This is a genomic window from Cupriavidus sp. GW823-FHT06D04 (assembly GCF_058795055.1).
Genome location: NZ_JBXAHL010000005.1, coordinates 196,465 through 219,924 on the forward strand (window position 1 = coordinate 196,465; position 23,460 = coordinate 219,924).

Annotated in this window: 16 protein-coding genes; 8 read left to right on the forward strand and 8 right to left on the reverse strand. The window is 65.7% G+C overall.

The window, feature by feature from the left end; genetic code table 11:
* Positions 1–104: 104 nt before the first annotated feature.
* Entirely contained in the window at positions 105–3,920 is a 3,816-nt protein-coding gene (locus tag AC1Q7H_RS10290) for an IS630 family transposase (protein ID WP_492381255.1), read from the reverse strand.
* Between the two features lie 235 nt (positions 3,921–4,155).
* Between AC1Q7H_RS10290 and AC1Q7H_RS10295 the strand changes: the two genes are divergently transcribed.
* The 4 genes from AC1Q7H_RS10295 to AC1Q7H_RS10310 all read left to right on the forward strand — a co-directional run bounded on the left by AC1Q7H_RS10295 (position 4,156) and on the right by AC1Q7H_RS10310 (position 8,160).
* Positions 4,156–4,926 carry an enoyl-CoA hydratase/isomerase family protein gene (locus tag AC1Q7H_RS10295; protein ID WP_492381256.1) on the forward strand — a complete coding sequence of 257 codons (771 nt, stop codon included), beginning with the start codon at positions 4,156–4,158 and terminating at the stop codon, positions 4,924–4,926.
* A gap of 84 nt (positions 4,927–5,010) precedes the next feature.
* Positions 5,011–6,153 (forward strand): acyl-CoA dehydrogenase family protein, encoded by a 1,143-nt coding sequence (locus AC1Q7H_RS10300; protein ID WP_492381257.1) that lies wholly within the window; start codon positions 5,011–5,013, stop codon positions 6,151–6,153.
* Positions 6,154–6,557: 404 nt separating this feature from the next.
* Positions 6,558–7,358, forward strand: a complete 801-nt coding sequence (locus AC1Q7H_RS10305; protein WP_211984223.1) for a class II aldolase/adducin family protein — start codon at positions 6,558–6,560, stop codon at positions 7,356–7,358.
* Between the two features lie 220 nt (positions 7,359–7,578).
* On the forward strand, positions 7,579–8,160 hold the full coding sequence (locus AC1Q7H_RS10310) for an HD domain-containing protein (protein WP_211984221.1): 582 nt from the start codon (positions 7,579–7,581) through the stop codon (positions 8,158–8,160).
* A gap of 83 nt (positions 8,161–8,243) precedes the next feature.
* Here the strand turns inward: AC1Q7H_RS10310 and AC1Q7H_RS10315 are convergent, their stop codons facing one another.
* Complete coding sequence (locus AC1Q7H_RS10315; RefSeq protein WP_492381258.1) at positions 8,244–9,578, reverse strand: MFS transporter; 1,335 nt, start codon at positions 9,576–9,578, stop codon at positions 8,244–8,246.
* A gap of 531 nt (positions 9,579–10,109) precedes the next feature.
* On the opposite strand from AC1Q7H_RS10315, the gene AC1Q7H_RS10320 reads away from it, so the two are divergent.
* The gene (locus AC1Q7H_RS10320) at positions 10,110–10,856 is read left to right on the forward strand and encodes a hypothetical protein (RefSeq protein ID WP_492381259.1); all 747 of its coding nucleotides are present in this window, start codon (positions 10,110–10,112) and stop codon (positions 10,854–10,856) included.
* 138 nt (positions 10,857–10,994) lie between these two features.
* On the opposite strand, the gene AC1Q7H_RS10325 is transcribed toward AC1Q7H_RS10320, so the two are convergent.
* The gene (locus AC1Q7H_RS10325; RefSeq protein ID WP_492381260.1) at positions 10,995–12,080 is read right to left on the reverse strand and encodes an AraC family transcriptional regulator; all 1,086 of its coding nucleotides are present in this window, start codon (positions 12,078–12,080) and stop codon (positions 10,995–10,997) included.
* Between the two features lie 270 nt (positions 12,081–12,350).
* Here AC1Q7H_RS10325 and AC1Q7H_RS10330 point away from each other — a divergent pair, with 270 nt between their 5' ends.
* Together AC1Q7H_RS10330 and AC1Q7H_RS10335 are read left to right on the forward strand one after the other, a co-directional pair.
* Entirely contained in the window at positions 12,351–13,022 is a 672-nt protein-coding gene (locus tag AC1Q7H_RS10330) for an iron-containing alcohol dehydrogenase (protein ID WP_492381261.1), read from the forward strand.
* The gene (locus AC1Q7H_RS10335) at positions 13,019–14,641 is read left to right on the forward strand and encodes an arylsulfatase (protein WP_492381262.1); all 1,623 of its coding nucleotides are present in this window, start codon (positions 13,019–13,021) and stop codon (positions 14,639–14,641) included. Before AC1Q7H_RS10330 ends, AC1Q7H_RS10335 begins: the two co-directional genes overlap by 4 nt.
* A gap of 186 nt (positions 14,642–14,827) precedes the next feature.
* Here the strand turns inward: AC1Q7H_RS10335 and AC1Q7H_RS10340 are convergent, their stop codons facing one another.
* The 3 genes from AC1Q7H_RS10340 to AC1Q7H_RS10350 all read right to left on the reverse strand — a co-directional run bounded on the left by AC1Q7H_RS10340 (position 14,828) and on the right by AC1Q7H_RS10350 (position 19,293).
* The gene (locus AC1Q7H_RS10340) at positions 14,828–16,477 is read right to left on the reverse strand and encodes an ATP-dependent acyl-CoA ligase (RefSeq protein ID WP_492381263.1); all 1,650 of its coding nucleotides are present in this window, start codon (positions 16,475–16,477) and stop codon (positions 14,828–14,830) included.
* 115 nt (positions 16,478–16,592) lie between these two features.
* Positions 16,593–18,161 (reverse strand): class I adenylate-forming enzyme family protein, encoded by a 1,569-nt coding sequence (locus tag AC1Q7H_RS10345; RefSeq protein ID WP_492381264.1) that lies wholly within the window; start codon positions 18,159–18,161, stop codon positions 16,593–16,595.
* 19 nt (positions 18,162–18,180) lie between these two features.
* Positions 18,181–19,293 (reverse strand): CaiB/BaiF CoA transferase family protein, encoded by a 1,113-nt coding sequence (locus AC1Q7H_RS10350; protein WP_492381265.1) that lies wholly within the window; start codon positions 19,291–19,293, stop codon positions 18,181–18,183.
* A gap of 507 nt (positions 19,294–19,800) precedes the next feature.
* Here AC1Q7H_RS10350 and AC1Q7H_RS10355 point away from each other — a divergent pair.
* Positions 19,801–20,724: a Bug family tripartite tricarboxylate transporter substrate binding protein gene (locus AC1Q7H_RS10355; protein WP_492381266.1), complete on the forward strand. Its 924-nt coding sequence runs from the start codon at positions 19,801–19,803 to the stop codon at positions 20,722–20,724.
* Between the two features lie 103 nt (positions 20,725–20,827).
* Here the strand turns inward: AC1Q7H_RS10355 and AC1Q7H_RS10360 are convergent, their stop codons facing one another.
* The gene (locus AC1Q7H_RS10360; RefSeq protein ID WP_492381267.1) at positions 20,828–22,933 is read right to left on the reverse strand and encodes an acetate--CoA ligase family protein; all 2,106 of its coding nucleotides are present in this window, start codon (positions 22,931–22,933) and stop codon (positions 20,828–20,830) included.
* 120 nt (positions 22,934–23,053) lie between these two features.
* On the reverse strand, positions 23,054–23,452 hold the full coding sequence (locus tag AC1Q7H_RS10365; RefSeq protein WP_492381268.1) for a Zn-ribbon domain-containing OB-fold protein: 399 nt from the start codon (positions 23,450–23,452) through the stop codon (positions 23,054–23,056).
* Positions 23,453–23,460 lie beyond the last annotated feature (8 nt).

The window sequence follows — 23,460 nt, forward strand, 5'->3', positions numbered from 1 at the left end:
CCGGATCGGACCGCGGCGACGGCGAAGAGCGCCCGAGAGAGACGAGAGAGGCGAGAGAGGCGCTGACGCAGGTCCGGCTGCGTGGACCGGCTCAGTCCGCGAGATCAGTCAGCGAGATCGCGCAGCCGGGCTGCGGCGCCGCCACGGCCGCTCACGCCAAGCTTGGCGTAGATGTTCTTCAGGTGCCACTTGACCGTTTCCGCCGACAGCCCAAGCACCATGGCGATCTTCTTGTTCGGCATGGCCTGCGCTACCAGGTTCAGGATCTCGCGTTCGCGCTCGCTAAGCACGGGTGCGGCGCCGTGGGCGCTGGCCGGGCCCGGCCGCGTGCCTTGCTCCGCCCGGGCCGCCTCGGCCAGCAGGCGATTCAGGTAGAACGCAAGCACCGGATTGAGCCCGTCGGCGTGCAAGAGCGCGCCGAGCTGCTGCGGCAGGTCGCAGGCGTCCAGCAGGCTTCGCACCAGCCCCAGGCTGTGTCCGAGGCTCAGCCCCTCGCGCAGGTGGTCCTGGGCCAAGGGCAGACGGCCAAGCTGCAGCTGCGCGATGGCCAGCTGCAGCCTGAGTGCTGCGGCGCGCGCCGGCTGGCGCAGGGTGCGCGGATCCTCGAGCAGCGCTTCCAGCCGGGCGGCGGCGCCCCCGAAATCCCGCAGGTAGAGGCTCATCCCGGCACGGATGCGCTCCATCGCAGCCTGAATCTGCCGGTTGTGCTGCGAGCGCGTATCCGCATGGCGGGCAGCCACTGCCTCGAGCCGCCGCATCACGTCACCGGCTGCCTCCATCTCGCCCAGTTGCTGATGGCGCCGCAGCCGCAACGCCAGCGCTCCCAGCAGCACGCGGTCCATCCCGAACCGGCTGGCATAGGCTTCGAGCCGGTCAATGTAGACCACGGATTGCTCGCCGCGCCCCTCCAGCCAGTGTGAGTCGGACAGCACCGTCATCGCATGAAGGACGGTGTCCGGCAGCGATACGCGCTCGAGCAGGTTGATGCGCGGTTCCAGCAGATGAATGGCGCCTGCCGTGTCGTTCAGCTCATACAGCATGTCGGCCAGCAGGCCGGCGGCCATGCACGACAAGCCGGTGTAGGCCGCCCCGCTTGCATCCGCCCTTGCCAGCACCTCGCGCACGGCCTTCTCGGCTTGTTCCAGGCGGCCCTCCAGCGCAAGGCTCATGGCACTGATGCACTGGCCCAGCAGCCTGCTGCGCGGCGCGGCAGCGCGCGCGCCGGTGTGATCGACGATGGCACGGGCCTGGTCGTACTCGCCGCGGTACACGAAGGCCCAGCCGAGAATATTGCTGCGGCAGGTCCAGCTGAAGTCGTCCGCATCGGGCGGAATCTCGCGCAGTTCCGGCGCCATCGACAGGACTGTGTCGGTGTCGTCCTGCTGCAGGGCCAGGCCTGCCCGGATCAGGGCACCGGTATAGCGCTGGTGGCGGTCCAGTTGCCCGTGCTGCGCCTGGATGTGCTGCACGCTCTCGCGTGCCTCGTCGAAGCGGCTTGTATACATCTGCAGATATGCCGAAGCCACCAGCAGGCCGAAGCGTCGCTGCAATTGCCCGGGCGGCAGCTGCCGCAACAGCCGCGCAAGCTGGCTCAGGTCTCCGTTGACCAGCATGCCGTAGGCACGCTCCTGCACCATGCCGGCGGCGGTCTCGACGTCACCGGCCAGCACGGCATGCCTGACGGCGTCGTCCACATACCCATGTGCCTTGAACCAGGCGCAGGCGGCGGCGTGCAGGGCCTGCCGGTCCGCGTCGGGCCGTAGGTCCAGGCGTGCCATCAGGACTTCGCGCAGCAAGGGATGCAGCCGGTACCAGGTTTCGCGTTCATTTCCGCCAATCTGCGTGATGAAGAGGTTGTCTTCCTCCAGGCGCTCCAATCGCCCCGCGGTATGCTCGGCATCCTGCGCACGTCCGGCCATGGCTGCGCACAGCGGCGCGCAAAAGCGGTTGCAGATCGCGGTGCGGATCAGCATCTCCAGGTCTTCCGGGGCCAGCCGGCCTAGGACTTCCTGGTCGAAATAGCTGGCGAAGGCATGGGCGTCGCGCACTTGCACGTTGCGGTAACCCTGGCCGCGACGGTTGCGCAAGTCCACCGCAAAAAGCTGCAGTCCCGCTACCCAGCCGTCAGTGAGCCGGTGCAGCTCGACCGCATCGCGCCGGTCGATGTCCCCGAGCTGATCGCACAGGAAGCGCTCTGATTCCTCGGCACTGAAGCGCAGGTCCCGCGTATCGATCTCGGTCAGCCGGCCCTGGGCGCGCAGCCGTTCGAACGAAAGGGGCAGCGCGTTGCGGGAACAGAGCGCCAGGTGGACATTGGGTGGCGCATAGGCAAGCAGCCACTGCAGGGCCTGGAAGATGCGCGCGTCGTCGATATGATGCAGGTCATCCAGCATGACCACCAGCTCGCGCGGATGGTCCGCCAGGCCCTGGACCAGGCTGATGACCCAATGCTCGATCGCGGCTTCGTCATTGCCGCGGCCGATCAGCAGGGCCGCTTCGCGGACGACTGCCGGGTTTGCTTCGGCGATGCTCGCCAGCAGGCATTCGAAGAACCGGACCGGATCATTGTCTTCCGCAGACAGCGAAAGCCATGTCACGTCATAGTCGAGCGACATCAGCGAGCGCCGCCACGCTAGCAAGGTGCTGGTCTTGCCGCTGCCGGCCTGTCCCTGAATCACCACGCAGCGCTGGCGTCGGGCTTCCTGCAGGCGCGCCATCAGACCGGCGCGCGGCACCAGCGCATGGGTCACGCGTGGCGGCATCAGCTTGGTGCTGGCGACCGATTCCACGGCTGCGCGGGACAGCGCCGGCTCAGCGCTGGCCGGTGCGTCATCAGCGGACTCGCGCTGGCCGTTCTCCGCCGCTGCCGCGGGGGCGTCAGCGTGCACCTCCTGCGCCACGACAGCTGGGCCTTCCCCCTCGAGCGGGTACGCTGGCACCGGGCTGCCCGCAAGCCACGTAAAAGACTTGCCGGCCGGCAATTTCAGGTAAAGATCGATTGCCGCGAGCAACTCGTGGGCGCCGCCCATGGCGCGGAGCAACTGCGCGGTCGTCATCTCGCGGAAGAAGCGCTGCACCATCCGCAGCCACGATGCATGCGTGGCCGTGAAATGGACGCGGACGCGTGGATGCATGCTGATCCACTTTCTGACCGCATCCTGTTGGTTGGTACTGTAGTTGTCCGCAATGATATGCAGCGTGTGGCCTGCAGGTGCAGTGCCTTCCAGTTGCCGCAGGAACGCGAGCCAGTCGGTTGCCGCGGCGTCGTGCTGCTGCTGGCTACCCAGATGTCCATCCAGCACCTTCAGCGTGCCAAGCAAATTGGTGATGCCCAGGCGCCTCGGTGCGGGCGCCACCTCCTCTGCCGGGGCAGGGGCGTGCGCCGCAAACTGCGCTGGATCCTCCGAGCTGAACGCCACGGCATGCTCGGCGGGTGCCATATAGAGCCCGGCGAGATCCAGGTCCAGTCCGCCGGGGAAGAACCCGCCCGGTGTCTGCTGACTGCGTTGCGTCCTCGGTTCCTGCCCCAGCGCACGCCAGTGGCGGGAGATGGTGGCGGCGCTGACGCCCAGTTCCTGCGCCAGCTTGCGCGTGCTCCACGGGTCTGGGGAATCGAGCCGGTGGCTGGAGGTCAGGGCCGCCAGCCGGGCCAGGTTGATCTTCACCGGGGGGGCGCCGCGAGGCAATTCGTTGGTAATGCCCACCAGCCGCCACTGCGCAAAGCGCTCGCGCCAGCGCGATACCTGGGCGCGGCCCATGTCCAGTTGCTCGGCGATGTCCTTGTTGCGCATGCCTTGCGCGGCCAGCAGAACCATGCGCGCACGCTGCGCCAGGCGCGGACTGTCGTAACCGGCCTCGGCCAGCCTGGACAACTCGGCGCGCTCCGCGTCCGTCAACACGATCTCGTGTGCCACTCGCATTGGGTGCGCTCTCCTCAACTTGATGTCCTGCCCGCCGGCGTTGATGGGCCGGAGTAGAACATAAAGTCCATTTTGTGTGCAACTCACAAGAACCATAAGCCGTCTTCGGGAACGGGGTGTCACGCCGGCAGAGGGGCCTTGCCACCCCCGGCGAGTAGTGCGGGGTGCCGTGCCTGCCCGTAGATTGACACCATCGATATCAGGACGGACGCCCGTCCATTCTCTGGAGAGACAAATGAGTGTTTCGCAAGCCCTGATGGGGTCGGCTGGCTGGCTGACGCTGAATCGCCCCGACAAGCTGAACAGCATGACGCGGGACATGGTGGAGAGCATGACCGCCGCCCTGAAGTCGTGGCGTGACGACCCCGCGGTGCGCGTCGTGGTCGTCACCGGCACCGGCCGCGCCTTCTGCGCCGGGGCGGACCTGAAGCAGGGCAACGCGGTGCTGCAGCCCGGCGAGAAGGATTCGCTGGACATCATCGTCGAGTTTTTCGACACGCTGCGCAACTTTCCCAAGCCGGTGATCGCGGCCGTCAATGGCCTGGCGCTGGCCGGCGGCATGGAAGTCGTGCTCTCGTGCGACATCGTGCTGGCCGCGGAGAGTGCCCGGCTTGGTGACGCGCACTCGAACTACGGCGTGTTCCCGGGCGGCGGCGGCGCGGCCCTGCTGCCGCGCAAGGTGCCCGACAACGTGGCGCGCTATCTGCTCTTCACGGGCGACTCGCTCAGCGCCGCAGAAATGAAGATCCACGGTCTGGTCAACGAGGTCCTGCCAGACGCCGAACTGTCTGCTCGCGCCCAGGCCCTGGCCGACAAGCTGGCCAACAAGAGCCCGCTGGTGCTGGCCCGCATGAAGCGCGTGGCTGCCAATGCCAATGACAAGACCACGGCCGACGCCATTCGTCACGAACTGCTGGAACTGCGCGACCACAAGCGTTCCTACGACATCCAGGAGGGCCTGCGCGCCTTCGCGGAAAAGCGCCAGCCGGAATTCCGCGGCTATTGATTCACCACCACGAAATCACCGGGGCCGCCCCTGCCTGAGAGGCGCGGGGCCACTTTCTACGTATCCACCGAACAGGTAACCAAGATGCCATACCAACTGCCCACTGACGACATCATCCTTGCGACCGACAGCTTCCGGAAGTTCCTCCACGCCGAAGTCAAGCCGGTGGTCAAGGAATACCGCGACCGCCATATTCCCAAGGAGAAGATGCGCGAGCTGACCATGAAGATCGCCCAGTTCGGCCTGCCGGGCTGCACCGTGCCGGTCGAGCATGGCGGCATGGGCTGGACCTATACCGCACAGGGCATGCTGTTCGAGGAGCTGATGGCAGTCTCGTGCGATATCGCGCTGTGCGTGATGATCAACAACGGCATCTCTCGCCGCCTGCTGTCGGCCAGCCCGGAGATTCGCGACCGCTACCTGTCAGGCATCCTTGCCGGGGAACTGTTTGGCTGCGCCGGCATCAGCGAGCCGGACGTCGGCTCCAATGTCGCGGAACTCAAGACCCGGGCCGTGCGTGACGGCGATCATTTCATCATCAACGGCGAGAAGACCTGGATCACCAACGGCCATTACTCGGACTTCATTATCTGCACCGTGAAGGGCGAGAAGGGCCTGTCGCACATCCTGATCGACCGCAAGGAGCATGGCTACGAGACGCGCAACATCGAAAAGATGGCGCTCAACTCGCAGTCCACTGCGCAGGTCTTCTTCACCGACACGCGCGTGCCTGACAAGAACCTGATCGACGGCGAGGGCGAAGGCCTGAAGAACACCATGCGCATGTTCGAGCACGCACGCGGCCACGTCGGCATGCTGTCGGTCGGCCTGATGCGTGCCGCGCTGGAAGATTCGATTGCCTATGCCAAGGAGCGCAAGCAGTTTGGCAAGGTGATTGCGGGCCACCAGCTGGTGGCGGCCAAGCTCGCCAATATGGCGATGCTGCTCGACGCTTCGCGCCTGATGTGCCAGCGCGTGTTCGGCATGATCGACGCGGGGGTGCGCTGCGACCTGGAGGCTTCGATGGCCAAGGCGTTCGCCAGCGAGGCCGCGGTGCGGGTGTGCCGCGATGCGGTGCAGCTGCATGGCGGCAACGGGATTACCAAGGAGTTCAACGTAGAGAAATACCTGCGCGAAGCGATCATCATCCCGATTCCGGACGGTACGACGGAGATTCAGCGGCTGTTCATCTCGCGTCGGCTGACGGGCATCTCTGCGTTTGTCTGACGCTTCATGCCTGTAAAGGGCTGGTGCCGTGCGCCAGCCCTTCTTTGTTTGTTGACCGTGCTCCTGGCACGGAGATGCGTGCATCCACGCACCCGTGAGGCAGGCTATCCGATGGCAGTCCAATGCAGAAGGCCGGCTTCGACTGCGAAACGCCGGATGCATGCGGGATACGCGCATCGCAGGGCAAATCCGGAGTAGTCGGGCCCTCTGTCCGGAAATGATTGTATTTGTCCAGATATGCCATGGCGCGCCGCGTACCACCGAACTACCATTTTGCGGTGCACACGGCGTCGCGGCTTGCAAAGGGCTGCATGCCGCACGCGCCCGCGCGTACTGCGGGGCATATCACATGACGCAGTGAGACCGCTCGATCAGGCGGCACGACAGACCCGACAGGAGACAGCATGGAAGCAACTTCGCTCGCCACCGCGCAACCCAATCCGGCCCGCGCGCCGTCGGCAGCTGGCCATCGGGGCGATGTCCCCGCGATCGAATGGCAGGTTCGTGTGGATCTTGCGGCCTGCTACCGGCTGGTAGAGTTGTTTGGCTGGAGCGACCTCATTGCCACCCATATCTCCGCGAGGCTGCCCGGCCGCAACGAGTTCCTGATCAATCCATTCGGCATGGCCTTCGACGAAATCACGGCGTCGAGCCTGATCAAGATCGATCTCGACGGCGATGTCATCGGCGCGTCGCCGTACGGCGTCAACAAGGCCGGCTTCACGATCCACAGCGCCGTGCATCAGGTGCGCCATGACGCGGGCTGCGTCATGCATCTGCATAGCGCCGACGGCATGGCGGTTTCCGCTCTGGAAGAGGGCTTGTTGCCGCTGAATCAGACCGCGATGCTGCTCACCGGCGATATCGCCATCCATGAGTATGAGGGGCCTGCCCTTCATCTGGAAGAGCGCGCAAGGCTGCAACGCGACCTGGGCGAGTGCCACGTGATGTTGCTGCGCAATCATGGCACCCTGGCGCTGGGCGCTACCGTTGCCGAGGCCTTCGTGCGGATGCACATGCTGGAGCGCGCTTGCTCGGCGCAGGTTCGCACGCTAGGCATGGGCCGGCCCCTGCACGCTGCCACCGAGCCTGCGCGCATGACCACCGAGGCCATGGGCGTTGGCGCCATGGCGCGTTACGGAGAACGCGCGTGGCCGGCGCTGCTGCGCAAACTCGACCGTGAGCTGCCCGGCTACGCGGAGTGACGCGGCGCAATGGCTTGCCCGGGGGCTGACGGCGCGGCACTCGGCATTTTCCGCCGCGAGGGCCAGGTCCGGTACATCTCAGTCGGCATTCCGACGCTTTCGGCCTGAGCGTCAGGCCGGGACGCACACATAGCAGCGGCAGGCCAACTGCCTTCGCCGTCCACCATCGCACCAGCACACCATCACACCATCGCACCATCACCACGAGAGAGGAGTCCCCATGAGCCAGCGAGTGACCTTTCGACGCATGCAGGACAGCACGCGTGAGGACTTTGAGATCATTCGGCCAGAGGCCGCGCGCTTCGCTTCGGGCCTGCCCGATCGCGTACTGGCGCACCTCAGGTTGCTGCAGGGCGATTTCAGCGGCTTCCCGATCGATCGCTACAGCCACTGCCTGCAGACCGCAACGCTCGCGCTGAAGGATGGACGCGACGAAGAATACGTGGTCTGCGCCCTGCTGCACGATGTCGGTGACACGCTGGGCTCGTACAACCATCCGGAGGTGGCGGCCGCCATCCTGAAGCCCTTCGTATCCGAAGCCAATCACTGGATGGTCGAGCATCACGGCATATTCCAGGGGCACAACTTCTTCCATCATGTGGGCATGGACCGCAATATGCGCGATCAGTTCAAGACGCATCCGCACTATGACCGTACCGTCGAGTTCATCGACCGGTATGACAGCCCGGCCTTCGACGCTGACGGGGAGATCTATCCGCTGAGCACCTTCGAGCCCATGGTGCGGCGGTTGTTTGCCATGCCGAAGCGTTCGACGTACGCGAAGGTCACGGAGTCTGCCTGAGCCGGCGTCGTCGGGCCATTGCTGGCCGGGAGGCCCCGCCCGGGAGAGAGGGCGGGGGCGGGGCATCCCGGCCCCGCATTCAGTTACTGAGCTTCACGCCGCTCACTGAGGCTTCGGGCGGGGATGGCCAGCAACAGCCAGATCGTGCCAAACACCTGGATGGCGGCAACTACGGCAAAGGCCAGGTAAAGGCTCCCGGTTGCCGACTTGAGCGCGCCGACCGCACCCGGCGTCAGGACGGCAGCGAGATTGCCAATGCTGTTGATCACCGCGATGCCACCGACTGCCGCGGCGGGCGAAAGCAGTGCGGGCGGTAGCGTCCAGAACAGTGAAATGGCGCACATCGCGGCCGCTGCACCGACCGTCATCAACGCCACCGAGAGTGTCGGGCTGCCCTGTGCAAGGCTGAGCAACAGGAAGCAGGCCGAGCTGGCGAGCATGGCCAGCGCGATATGCCAGCGGCGTTCCTTGCGCCGGTCGGAACTGCGTCCGAGCCAGTACATACCGGGCAGGGCGAGCAGATAGGGCAGGCTGGACAGCATGCCGACGGTGCGCAGGTCTTCCATGCCGAACCCGCGGATCAGCGTCGGCATCCAGTACGCCATGGTCGTGGTGCCGCAGAAGATGCAGCAGTACACGATCCCCGCGATGTAGACCCGCGGCTCGCGCAGGCCTTGCAGCATGCTGCCTTCCGCATTGTGCTGTGCGTTTTCCGATGCCAGTGCCGCGGCAATGGCCTGCTTTTCCTGCGCCGTCAGCCATGAGGCCCGTTCAGGCTTGTCGGTGAGCCAGAACCAGCCAAACAAGGCCAGCAATACCGCCGGGATACCTTCGAGCACGAACAATGCCTGCCAGCCGCTCAGGCCGGCCCAGCCCTGGTACTGGGTCATGATCCAGCCGGCAAGCGGGCCGCTGGCGATTCCGGCAACCATTGCCGCCATCAGGAACACGGCCGTGATCCGGCCCCGCAGCGCGGCCGGGAACCAGTAGGTCAGATAGAGGATCACGCCCGGAAAGAAGCCCGCTTCGGCCATGCCCAGCAGGAAGCGTGCGACCACCAGTTGGTTCGTCGTGGTGATGAACGCCATGCCCAGCGAGATCGCGCCCCACAGCAGCATGATGCGCGTGATCGTGGCCCGGGCGCCGACGCGCTTCAGGTAAAGATTGCTGGGCACTTCGAAGAGGATGCAGCCGAGGTAGAAGATCCCGGCCCCCAATCCGTAGGCGGCATCGCTCAGCCCGATGTCCTGTGCCATGTGCAGCTTGGCGAAGGAGATATTCAGCCGGTCAATCGCGCAGATGACATGTGCAAGGAACAGGAACGGCATCAGCCGCCATATCACCTTGCTGTAGACACCGCTCAGCTCCGGCATCGCAATGCCGGCTCCTGTGGGAACGTACTGATCTGTCTGACTCACGAGTTGCTCCTCCTCTGCTTGTTGTACTGGGGGTGCAAACAAGGCCTGCCGCGGTGCGGCGCCCCGCCGGTTGACACGGGTGCCCTCGGGGAAACTCATGAATCCGGGATCCTTCCGGCGGCCACGCTACCGCGAGGCGTGTCTGGGCCAGCGCGCTACCGGGTCCGGTAGTGGTCGGAACCCTGTCTCCTCTGTTTCGGCAATACTAAGAGTTAAGGTGCGGCCGCGTTATGGCCTATTCGGACAGGAGGTTGTCATTTGCGGACGCTGGCGATGGGCTGCGACCGGGCACGGCCGCGGGGCGGTCGAACCACCCCGAGTCGGGGGGGCAATATGACAGGACGACGTGGTTAGCTCATGGCTGACTGGCCGTTTGCATCGGAGCCTGGCGCAGGCATCGCAAGGAGCGGACACAGGGTCACCGCTGCGCGCGTGGGTACAGCCGGCGCGCGGGAATGGTCAGCATTGTCGGGCTTGCCTTGTCGTGATTGCATCCAGCCGCAAGAACCTGTTCCTCAAAAGGAGACCCCCATGATTGCCTTCGGCACCCGTGCGCGTGCAGAGGCCACGCGCAGGGCCGTTCCGGTCCAGCTTGAAGACGGCATCAGCCGCCTGTTCCATAAATCGGAGTGGATGGACACAGGACAGGACCCGGAACTGTCCCCCAGCATCTTTCTGGTCGAGCAGCCGGCACATTCCGTTGCGCCGGCGCATTTTCATCGCCAGAATCAGTTTCAGCTGTTCATCGAGGGGGACGGGCAGATTGGCAGGAGGCCCTTGCAGCCGCTCACCGTTCACTATGCGGGTGCGTACACCGGCTATGGCCCGCTCGTTGCCGGGCCTGACGGCCTCAAGTACTTCACGATTCGTCCGGTGTTTGAAACCGGGCTGACCCCGGTGAGCGAGCGGGAGAAGATGGTCCGCGGACCCAAGCGGCACGAGCACGCCGGGCCGGTCAGGATCGCCGATCCGAGTCAACTGCGTACATTGCGAGGGCAGGCGCAGGATGATGTGATTCCGCTGGGGGCCGATGGCCTGGGCGTGACCCTGGCGGAGGTGTCTGCCGGCGAGGCACTCGTGCCCGACAGGCCCCCGCATGCCGGCAATCTCTTCATCGTGGTGCTGGCCGGGCAGCTGAACGCCGCTAGTCAAAGCCTTGGCCAATGGGAGAGCATGTTCATCTCGGCCGACGAAGCCGTGCCGGACATGGTGGCCGCTGCCAGCGGGTTACAGGTGGCGTTGCTATACACGCCGGAAAAGGCCGCTGCCTACTTGTGAGGGCTGTGGTGAGGGCTGTGAAGCGACGGGAGCGTGTTTGCTTCATGGCGCGATGCGCGGCGCGTTCTGCTACTGCCGCCGCTAGTCCACTGAATCATTGACATGGCAGGCACCGACCAATTTCAGTGATTCAGTGGACTAGCCGCCTCCGGCAACCTGCTTGCGGTACTGGAGTGGCGTCACGCCTTTCCAGCGCCGGTACGCGCGGATGAAGTTCGACGCCTCACCATAACCAAGCGCCGCGGCCACATGTTCGAGCTTCAGGCCGCCGGCAAGCATTTCCTCGGCCTGGGCTTCGAGCACTTCATCCTGCAACTGCCGGAAGCTGGTACCTTCTTCGGCAAGCCGCCGGCGCAGCGTGCGCGAGGTGATGTGGAACTCCCGGGCCAGCCTTTCCATGTTGGGCAGCGGTCCGGGACCTGCCGCAAGCCTGTTGCGCAACTGACCCGCAAGGCCGCTGCGTGCCCGCCGCTTGGCCAGCAGGGCCTGGCATTGCAATTCACATTGGCGGGCCACTTCGCTGTTGGCGCCTGGCAATGGCCTGTCCAGATATCCTGCGGCGTTCCGCGCAACGCGGTTCTCGCTGGCGCCGAACACCGGCATCATGCCGAACAGCTCCTGGTAGGGACGGGCATCGGACGGTTCCGAGCAGCACAGTGTGACGCTGTGCGCCGGTATCGTGGTGCCGATGAGGTCTCGCATGAAGCTGGCTGAAATGCCGAGATCGCGATCCACAATGAATGTCTGCACCGCCTCGGGCATCCTGCTGGCATCGATGGTCGTGACAAGCCTGTCACCATCCTCTTCGACGCGAATGTCCGTGAAGGGATTCCACAGGGTTTCGTAGCGTAACGCCATGGCGAGCGCGTCTCGCAGCGTGGCGCAGCTGAGCAATGCAAAGCCCCAGATGCCGCGCGTGGCGAGCCGGTAGCGCAAGCCCGCCTGAATGCCGATTCCCGGGATATGACCCAGTTCATTCACCAGGTTCCGGATCAGCTGCAGCTCCTGCTCGATCTCCACGACGAACCCTGGCGCGGTCAGATGCTGCCAGTCCAGGCCAGTTCCCGCCAGGCAACGGTCGCCAGACAGGCCATGGTCCAGACCGAACTGGAGCAGCAATTGCAGACCGGGCCCGCTGTGTGGGGAGGGCTGGCAGGTGCGTGGCATCGACGGCATCGGGGGAGGGGCCGGAGCGCCGTTGGGCGATTGTCCGGAAATGATCATATCTTGTCCAAATATGCCATAACGATGAACGCGACGCCAAGCTAGCATCTGCCCTAGCAAGGAGGGCGTTCCCCCGGTCCGATACTCGTCGCAACGGCCAACGCCGGCTGCTGCCAGGTCCGGCGAGCAACATCCATCACCCCGGTGCAGCCCGCAAGCGGCAAGGTACGTTATCGCGTGCCTTGCGCAGCCCGCCATTAGCGCCCCCCGCGCTTCAAGTCCATAAGGAACAGGAGACTGCACAATGGTCCTGCCAGAAGCATTCGTACGATGGGCTTTCCGGGCCAGTACTTGCAGGGAGCCGGTGCGCTGCAGTATCTGGGCCAGTTGCTGGTCAGGATGGGATACCAGCGCCCAGCGGTCCTCTGCGACGCCATCATCGCGGACAAGGTCTTGCCCACGGTTGCCGTCAGCTTGCAGTCCCACGGAATCGAAGCCACGCAACTGGCGTTTCCCGGCGAGTGCACCAGGGCGGTCATTGACCTGCTTGCCTGCCACGCGCGCGATGGCAACCCCGACGTGATCGTCGGCCTAGGCGGCGGCAAGGCGGTGGATACGGCCAAAGGCATATCGCTGGCGTTGAATGTGCCGGTCGTCATCTGTCCGACCATCGCATCCTCGCTGCACGGCGAGCAGGTCGCATTTGGCACGCTCGTGCAACTCGTGGCCGAAGCGCGCGCCGACGCCGAGATTGCGGAGTTGCTGGATCTGCTTTGTGCGGTGAAGCTGCCGGTTACGCTTGCGCAGCTCGGGGTGCCTGCGGCGCAGCTCAAGGAGAGCGCTGCATGCCAGCACAACGCTGAACGGGCAGAAAAGCAATCTGATCAGTTCGCCGCTCAGCGCAGCCGAGCTCGAAGCCACGCTGCTGCGCGCCGATGCCATCGGCGCATCGGCCCTGTGGTAACGGCGACAACGCAACGCATCGAGGATAAATCTCTATGAAACACTGGAAACGTGCATTTTCGGTCCTGGCCGCCGTCCTGGCGCTGACCAGTCCTTTCGCGGCGGCAGCCCAGCAAGCCAGGCCGAACATTCTCGTCATCTGGGGAGACGACATCGGCTGGGAGAACGTCAGTGCCTACGGCATGGGCGTGATGGGATACACCACGCCGAATATCGACAGCATCGGCATGGCTGGCATCCGGTTTACCGATCACTACGGCCAGCCATCCTGCACCGCGGGCCGCGCGGCGTTCATCACGGGCCAGTACCCGATTCGTTCCGGCATGACGACCGTCGGGCAACCGGGCGACAAGCTTGGCTGGCAGGCGGCTTCTCCCAGCCTGGCAGAAGTGCTGAAGGCGGCGGGCTACCGCACCGGCCACTTCGGCAAGAGCCACATGGGCGATCTCAACGAACACCTGCCCACGGCGCACGGCTTTGATGAGTTCTATGGCAATCTCTATCACCTGAACACGGAAGAGCTCCCCGAGTATCCGGACTACAAGGCGTACGCGGACGCCTATCCGGGCGGCGCCAAGGCCTTCGCGCAGAAGTTCGCATCGCGTGGCGTGCTTCACTCATTCGCGACGGACAAGGACGACCCGACGGTCATGCCGAGGTTCGGACGCGTCGGTCGCCAGACGATTGAAGATTCGGGTCCGCTTACGATGAAGCGGATGGAGGATTTCGACGGCGCCGAGGTCATTCCCAAGGCCATTGACTTCATGCAACGCTCCAGGCAGGAGGGCAAGCCGTTCTTCGTCTGGCTCAATACCAGCCGCATGCACCTTTACACCCACCTGAATGAGAAATGGCGCTATGCGGCGTCGAAATACACGCATCAGGAAGACATGCAAGGCAGCGGCATGCTGCAGCACGATCATGACGTCGGCATGGCGCTCGACTTTCTCAAACGCAATGGCCTGGATAACAACACGATCGTCTGGTACTCAACCGATAACGGTCCGGAGCACTCCTCCTGGCCCCACGGTGCGACCACGCGGTTCCGTGGCGAGAAGATGACCACTTACGAAGGCGGCGTACGCGTGATCTCGATGTTGCGGTGGCCAGGCGTCATTAAGCCCGGGCAGATCAAGAACGGCATCCAGGCACACCAGGACATGTTCAGCAGCCTTGCCGCCATCGGCGGCGTTCCGGACGTCGCTGAACGGATGAAGCAGGAGAAGACGCAGTACATCGACGGCGTGAACAATGTCGACTACTGGACCGGAAAGGCGCAGGAGAGCGCGCGCAAGGATTTCCTGTACTACTACGAGAACAAGCTGACGGCCGTTCGCATGGGCCCGTGGAAGCTGCATTTCTCGCTGAAGGAGAACTACTATGCCGAACTGCGGCCGCAAACCTTCCCCATGCTGTTCAACCTGCGCAGCGACCCCTTTGAAAGCTATGACAGCAAGGACTCGTACGGTCACCTGATACAGCAGGCCCAGTGGCTGTCCGGCCCGCTGAACGAGCTGATGGCGAATCACCTGAAGTCTCTGGCCGAATACCCGCCCGTGCAACCGGCCAAATCCTTTGACCGCTCGAATATCGTCCAGGATTTCCTGCAACAGCAAAAGCGGCAACAGGCGGCGGCGAAAGCCCAGGCGCGCGAATAGCACGGCGGGAGATGAGGAGCATGACGGTCCGGCGCGCGGCGCGGGGCCGAACCGTACCACTGCACGTCGCACTCCGGCCTGCGGCTGGTGATGATGGCGCTCACGGGGCCGGATGAGCAGGTCACGGACAAGAGGCGTGAAGCGAATCCGGCCCCATGTTTGTCATCAGCCGGCGTACGACGGTGGCTATCGGCGGCGGCTTTGGTCGCGCAACGGTGTCTGGTCGCGGTCCCACAAGCGTCCAGGTTCGACCTCGGCCCGCTCCTTGAGCTTGAACTTCTGGACCTTGTTGGTCAGCGTCACCGGCAGTTCGTCGACGAACTCGACAAAGCGCGGCACCATGAAGCGGCTCATATTGGCCGCACAGTGCAGGATCAGGGCTTCATGCGAGAGGTGCTCGCCATCGTGCAGGATGATCGAGGCAGCTACCTCGTCCTCGGTGAATGCCGAGCGTACCGGATACACGGCAACCTGCTTCACCTGCGGGATTCCAAGGATGATGTTCTCGACTTCGAAGGCGGAAATGTTCTCGCCCCGGCGCCGGATGGCGTCCTTCTTCCGGTCGGTGAAATGCAGGTAGCCGTCGTCGTCGAAGTAGCCGCGGTCGCCGGTGTGGAACCAGCCATTGAGGTGCGAGGCAATGGTGGCCTCGGGCATCTTGTAGTAGCCGAGCGGCGTCGCCCAGGGCTGTTCCACGCGTAGCAGGATCTCGCCGGCGGTGCCGGCGGGCACATCGAAGTCGTCGTCGTCAACCACGCGCACGCGCACGCTGTCGCGCGGGATGCCCGCGCTGAACACCTTGTCGGGCGGCGCGCCGGGCGGGCACCACGTGGCGGCGCAGTAGTCGCTCAGGGCGTAGCCGGTCAGCACCTTGATGCCGAAGCGTTTCTCGAAGTCGTGGACAAAGGGCGGCGGGGGCGCCAGCGTGCAGACGCGGACCTTATGGTCGCGGTCCTGCGGGTCGGGCGGCCGGCCGTACAGGAAGCTGCCCACCGCGCCGATCGAGGCGAACCGCGTGGCGCCCGCGGCGCGCACGTCATCCCAGAAGCGGCTGGCCGAGAACCGCTGGGCCAGTGCGACGGTGGACCCTGCCATCAACGCGGTTGTCACGCCGAGCAGCAGGGCGTTCGCGTGGAAGAGCGGCAGGAAGACATAGTCGACATCGTCCGGCCGGAATTGCCGGTAGCGGATCGCCTGCTCGGCCCAGAAGTGGGTGCAGGCGTGCGTGAGCATGATGGCCTTGGATGGGCCGGTGGTGCCGGACGTGTAGAGCAGGTAGGCGAGGTCGCTGAACTTTGCCGGGCTGTCTACCGGCGTGTCCGTCGCGCAGTTTGCCGGAAACGGGTGGACGCTGACCGGCGATCCGTCCAGCCGTGCCTGTGCGGTGGAGACATCGCCAAGCACGATCACGCGCTTCAACGCGGGCAGGTCTGCGGCGATCCGCAGCACTTCCCCGGCGAGGCCATCGGAGACGATGATCGCCGCACAGTCGGCATGGTCGAGGTAATAGCGCAGCAACTGGCCTTTTGCCGCGGTATTGATCGGCACCGCCACGGCGCCGAGCTTGCCCAGCGCGAAATGGCTGAGGACCTGCTCGGGGCAGTTATCGAACATGACGGCCACGTGATCCCGGTATCCGATGTCGAGGTCCGCGAAGGCGCGGGCGATGCCGTTGGTCTCGCGTTCAAGGTCGGCATAGGTGTAGTGCCGCCCGTCCGGCAGGTAGCGCAGGAACGTATGCGCGCCCGACAGCCGGGCGCGCTGCGCGATGACTGACGACATCGTCCATTGCCTGATATCGCCGAACGTAGCTTCGATGTCGATGGCTGCCTTCATCTGTCTCTCCTCTTGTCAGGTTCGGGGCCGTCGCCTCACGAGATGCAAAGCAGCCCCAATGAAGAAGGGCGCCCGGTGCAAAGCGGGCGCCCTTCAGAATGGGCGGGGCGAAGAATCAGGCCACCCTGCGCGAGTGATTCTTCCAGTATTTCTCCCGTACCTGCCGGCGCTGCACTTTGCCAACCACGCTGACCGGGACGTCGTCCACGAACACGATGGACTTGGGTGCCTTGAACCTGCCGATGCGTGCCTTGACGTGATCGATCAGCGCTTGCGTGCTGACCTCGCAGCCGGGCTTGAGCACCACCTCCGCGTGCACGATCTCGCCCCACTGCTCGTCGGGCACGCCCACCACCGCCGAGATGGCGACCGCCGGGTGCGAGCTGAGCGCGCCCTCGACCTCGATGGCGTAGACGTTGAAGCCGCCGGTGATGATCATGTCTTTCTTGCGGTCCACGATGAAGAGGAAGCCTTCTTCATCGACATAGCCCAGGTCGCCTGACTTCCAGAAGCCGTTCTCGAACTCCGCCGCCGTGCCTTCCGGATTGTTGTAGTAGCCCGAGATCACCGCGCGCGAGCGCAGCCAGATCTCGCCGGTGACGCCCGGCGCCACCGGCTTGCCGGCTTCGTCGACCACCACGACTTCGGCCTGGCCGGTGACGCGGCCCGCGGAGCCGAGACGTTCGTCCGAGACGGTGGCATGGTCAGCCTTGGTCAGCACCGCCACGCGCTGCATGCATTCCGTGGAGCCGTAGGCCTGCACGAAGATATTGCCAAAGCGGTTCTGCAGCAGGCGCAGCTTGTCGGGGCTCATCGGCGCGGCGCCGTAGAAGCAGGTGTCCAGGCTGGACAGGTCATAGCTGCTGGCCTCGGGCAGCTCCAGCAGGCGGTAGAGCAGCGTGGGCACCATCATGGCAATGGTGATCCGGTGCTCCTGCACGTTGCGGCACCACTGGCGCAGGTCGGGCGCGTTCTGCGTGACCGTGCAGCCGCCGCGGAACAACGTGGGCAGCAGGCCCAGCCCGGAGCCGTGGCTGACCGGCGCCATGTGCAGGTAGCGGGTGTCGGCGTTGAGCCAGTTCTCGGGGCTGGCATAGAAGGAATCCCGGTTGGCCAGCCAGTTGTCCATGGTGTACTGCGCGCACTTGCTCTTGCCGGTGGTGCCGCCGGTGAAGCGATAGACCAGCACGTCCTGCGTCACATCGCTTTCCACGCCGGGATTGGTATCGGGTACGCCGTGGAGCAGGTCATCAAAGTACAGCAGCCCGGGCCTCGGGGTGGCGGGCGGGTCCATGCAGACCACCGTGATGCCGCGCTCGTGCAGCATGCCGAAGTACGCGTCGATCAGCGCGTTCTCGATGAACACGACCTTGGGACGGATGAATTCGATCTGCCAGCGGTGCTCGTCAATGCCATCGCGGAAGTTGGTCCAGCATGCCGCCGCCTCGCCCTTCAGAGCGGTCCATGCATGCAGCAGCGACAGGTTGTCGTTTTCGAGGATGCACAGGTAGGTATCGCCGCGGCGCAGTGCCAGGCGATCGCGCAACATGTTGGCGACGCGGTTGGTGAACCGGTGCAGCTGGTCGTGCGTGAAGCGGCGGTCGCGCTCGGTATTGACCAGTGCCTCGCGGTGGCCATGGTGCATCGCAATCTGCCCGGTCAGGTGGGCAAAATTTGTTTTCATCTACTGTCTCCGTGTTGCTTCAATTCCTGATCCACTCGTCCAGGACCGTGGCGGAATGCTCGCCGCGCGCGGGGATGGGCCCGGGCGCTCCGGCCGGCGTAGCGGAAAACCTCGGCGCCGGGCTCGCCTGCAGGACACCGTCCGTATCGAGATAGACGCCGCGTGCCCGCATGTGGGGGTGGGCCGCCGCTTCGTCGGGGCTCAGCACCGGTGCAAAGCAGGCGTCGGTGCCCTCCAGCAACGCGCACCAGGCGTCCCGGTTGCGCGTCGCGAACAGCGCGGCCAGGCGCTCGCGCAGGGCGGGCCAGTTGGCCGGGTCATATGCTTCATCGTAGGCGGGATCCTCGGCCAGGCCCAGCCTCTCGCGCAACTCGCGGTAGAACCTGGGTTCCATCGCGCCCACGGAGATATGGCCGCCGTCAGCGCAGCGATAGGTGTTGTACCAGTGCGGGCCGTCCAGCAGGCTCTTGCCGCGCTCGGCTTGCATCCTGCCAGACGCCTGCAGACCGAGCAGCATCGACATCATGTGTGCGCTGCCATCGACGATGGCAGCATCCACCACCTGGCCCCTGCCGGTGGCGCGCGCGTTCATGACGCCCGCCAGCAGCCCGACGGCCAGGTACATGGCGCCGCCACCGATGTCGCCCACCAGGCTGGGCGGGGCCATCGGCGCTTCGCCGGGCTGCCCCGCGTACCACAGCGCTCCGGATAGTGCGATGTAGTTGATGTCGTGGCCAGCGGCCTGGGACAGGGGACCGTCCTGCCCCCAGCCCGTCATCCGTCCGAACACCAGGCGCGGGTTGCGCGCCAGGCACACATCGGGGCCCAGCCCGAGGCGATCCATTACCCCCGGGCGCATGCCTTCGATCAGCGCGTCGCAGTGTTGCGCCAGCCGGAGCACGGTTTCCACGCCGCCCGGCGTTTTCAGGTCGACCGCCACCGAGCGCTTGCCGCGCCGGGCAATGGCATGGCGGCCCAGGTCGATGCTTTGCGCGCCGGCCTGGAGGCGGTCGACCACCACGACGTCGGCGCCCAGGTCGGCCAGCAGCATGCCGCAGAACGGGCCGGGGCCGATCCCGGCCATTTCCAGCACCCTTAGGCCGGCGAGCGGGCCCTGCTTTCCTGACGTCATGGTCTTGCCTCAGCGAATCGCGATTAACGCGATGATAGACAGGGCGGTGCCACCGTGTGGCCCCCCATGCCGGGTGAGGCCGTGCGGGTGTAACAGGCATGGCGGACGTAACGCAGACCCCACGCTGCGCCGGCACGCCCCGAGGCAGCAAACGGCTGACATGGCGCTGCTGGTGGTCAGCCGGGCACTTTGCATGCCGCGGCACGGTTGCGGCATGTGCCGCTGCCTGCGGCCCCGAACGGCATAAACGCCATTAGATGCGCAACGAGGCCTTCCTTGCCGTGGCTCGCGGCGCCGGCAATACCCGGCCTGTATCGCGCGAGACAGCGAATGTATTTCCGCCATCTCCCGCCAGTTCGTAGCATGAGACTCGCGGCCAATGTCGACGGCGCTGTTGACACGCAACGGACAGCGGTCGCGTCCCACGACAGAACAGATCATGAGAGGAGATGCATGAATATCAGGCGACGGAAAGCATGCCTGCTGCTTGCGGCCGCGGCGGCGTCCATGAGTGCGCACGCTGCGCAGGCAGTACCGGACTATCCGGCCCGGCCGGTCAAGCTCATCGTTGCCATGCCGCCAGGCGGCGGGCTCGACACCACGGCACGCTATCTTGCCAAGGAACTTTCCGAGCAGTTCAGGCAGCCCTTCGTTGTCGAGAATCGCCCCGGGGCCAACGGCTTCATCGCCGCCAGATCGGTGGCCGGCGCAGCGCCCGACGGCTACACGCTATGGATGAGCAGTAATTCACCGATGGTCACCAACGCGGCCGTGTTCCGGAACCTGCCGTATAACCCCGTCAACGATTTCACGCCGATCGCGCGGCTGGTGCGCCTGCCGCTGGTGATCGTCGTGCCGGCCGGCTCGCCCTATCAGACGCTGGACGGCCTGATGGCGGCGGGCCGGGCGTCGCCCGGCAAGCTGAACTATGCCAGCGGCTCGGCCACCTACCATGTGGTCATGGAGCTGCTTCACGAACGCAACCATGTGAAAGCCAACGCCGTACCGTACAAGGGCACCGCACCCGCGATGACCGACCTCGCCGCAGGCCACGTGGACTACTCGATCGGCGAGATCAACGCGGTCATGCCGCTGGCGCGCGCGGGCAAGTTGCGGGTGCTGGCAGTCACCGGCGCGCAGCGCCTGAAGGAGCTGCCTGACGTGCCAACGGTTGCCGAGGGCGGCGCGCAAGGCTTCGAGGTGGACGGCTGGATCGCGCTCTATGGCCCGGCCAGGATGCCGCCGAACCTGGTGGAAGCCCTGCATGAAGCGGTGGACGGGATTCTGCGCAAGCCGGCCACGGTCCGCTCCATCGAGGCGCTCAGTGGCGTGGTGTACCCAGCGGGCCCGGCGCAGCTGAGGGCATTCCAGGCAAGCGAGCTCGAGCGCGCCAGGAAGATCGTGAAGACGGCCGATATCCCGCAGGACTGACCGGGGTGGGAACACCGGCCGCGGAGCGTGCCGGTGTTCCCCGAATCCCGGCAAGCGCTGGGCCGGATCAGCGCTTGCCGCAATCGATGCCTGTCATTGACGCTTAATCAGCGCACGAGTTGATTTCGATGACGGCGTCCGCGGCGTACGCGCCTTCGCCCTTCGGCATCGCAAAGACGGGGTTGAGGTCCACCGATTGCAGGCGCGGGCCGGCTGCGGCAGCGAACGCGGAGAGGCGCGACAGCGTGCGTGCCAGCGCCGCAATATCCGCCACCGGCCGGCCGCGTGCGCCCAGCAGCAGCGGCGCCCCCTTGATCGAGCGGATCATCGTTTCGGCCACGTCTTCGCCGAACGGGCAGCGGTGGAATACCACGTCCTTGAGCACTTCGACGAAGACGCCGCCCAGGCCGAACATGGCGACGGGGCCGAACGTCGGGTCGCGGTTGATGCCCATGATGCATTCCACGCCGCCCGACAGCTGCCTGGCCACCAGCACGCCTTCGATGCGCGCATCGGGCGCGGCCTGGCGGGCGCGTTCCATCAGGGTCTCGAAGCCGCTGAGCACGGCGGCTTCGTCGCGCACATCCAGCAGCACGCCGCCGATCTCGGATTTGTGCAGGATGTCCGGCGACAGGATCTTCATCACCACCGGGTAGCCGATCTCGCGGGCGGCCAGCACCGCGGTCTCGGCAGTGCGGCATTCGCGTTCGGGGGCGCTGGCAATGCCGGCCTGGGCCAGCAACTGCTTGGCCTGCGCCTCGGTGGGGGTTTCGGCCGGCAGGGTCACTGGCGGCAATTGCGGCGCTGCCGCCGGTGCCGTGGCGGCAAAGACGCGCCCGAAGCGTCCCATGGCGGCGATGGCCGTGACGGCGCGGGTCGGGTCACCGAACACGGTGAAGCCCGCCTCCTCATAGCGCGCCATCATTTCGGCCGGGCCGCGGGCGACCAGCACGTAGAGACGGTCCGGGTAGCGCTCGCGCACCTTGCCCAACTGCGCGAGCAGAGTTTCGGTCACAGCGGGCGAGGCGGCGGCGTAGCTGAAGAAGCCGAGCACGGAACGGTAGCCGCCCTCGCTGACCATGGCCTCGGTGAAGGGGGTGATGAGCGACGGATCGTTGATGAACTGGGCGGTCGTATCCACCGGATTGCGTGGAGAGCAGATCGGCAGCATCTCCAGCATGCGCGCCTGCGCGGCCGCGGGCATCTCGGGCATCGGCAGGCCGAGTTCCTCGGCGACGTCCGATACGATCACGCCCGCGCCACCGCTCACGGTGATCACGCCCAGCGTGTTGTCGGCCGGGAAGACGCCGCGCATGGCCAGGCGCACGATGTCGAGCATTTCTTCGGTGGTGCGCGCGCGCACCACCCCAAGCTCGTCGAGCACGGCGCTGAACACGGCGTCGTCACCGGCGATGGAAGCGGTGTGCGAGCGCGCCGCCGCGCCGCCCACCTCGCTGCGGCCGACCTTCATCATCACCACGGGCTTGCGCGCCGCACGCGCTGCCTGCAGTGCCTCGACCAGCCCGTCGCCGTCGTTGATGCCCTCGGAGTACAGGGCGATGACATCGGTATTGGGGTCATCCACCAGCAGGCGGACGATGTCGCCGACCGTCAGGTCGGCCTCGTTGCCCGTCATGACGACGCTGGACGGATAGACGCCCGCTTCCATGGCCGACACCACCAGGTGGCTGCCGTAGGCACCAGACTGGCTGACGATGCCGACCCGGCCGGCGCGCACCTCGGCGACCCCGGTGAAGGTTGAGAAGGTGCCGATGAAACCGTTATGCAGGTTGGCCAGGCCCAGCGAATTCGGTCCCAGCAGGCGCATGCCGCCACGCCGCGCCGCCGCGACCATGGCGGCCTGCATGGCCGGGCCTTCGCCGCCGACTTCGGCAAAGCCCGCGCTGAAGAGGATGGCGGCGCGCACGCCGCGCCCGGCAAGCGCTTCCACTACGCCCTGTACCTGCGACGCGGGCACCGCGACGATGGCGACGTCGGGAACTTCGGGCAAGTCCGCAATCGAGGCATAGGCGGGCAGGCCCTGCACCTCGGTGCGGTTCGGATTGACCGGCAGGATGCGGCCGGCAAAGCCCTGCTTGCGCATCGAGGCGATCGGGCGGCCACCGATGCGGCCGGGGTCGTCAGAGGCGCCGATGACGGCGACGGAGCGCGGATTCAGCAGGCAGTCTGGTGTGGAGTGGGTAGGCATGGTCGGCGTGCTGGGGTTGGGTGTGCAATCGGTTCCCTCTCTCGGACTGGACGCAGAGGGCGGCGGCATGGCAGGGGCACTTGGACCGGGGAGGGCGACATGGCCGCTCCCCGGCAGCTATCAGAGCGGCTTGAAGGTCGGTACCGGCGGGCCGTTGTCGGAGGGCGAGAACGTGACCTGCACGCGCTGGCCGATATGCACGGCGTCAAGGTCGCAATCGACGATGTTGGTCATCATCGTCACGCCTTCGTCAAGCGTCACATAGGCCATGCAGAACGGCGTGGGGCCGGCGCGGCGCGTGACGCTGTACGAATAGACGGTGCCGTGGCCGCCGGCCTGCTTCCAGTGGGTGGTGCCCATGCAGAACGGGCACAGCGTGCGCGGGTACCAGTGCGGCTTGCCGCAGCTGTCGCAGTGGCGCACCAGCAGGCGGCCTTCGCGCGCGGCCTGCCAGAACTCGGCGTTGTCGGGCTGCTCCGACGGAGCCTTGAAGGTAGTGGGGGTGTAGGGTGTCGTCATGATCTTGC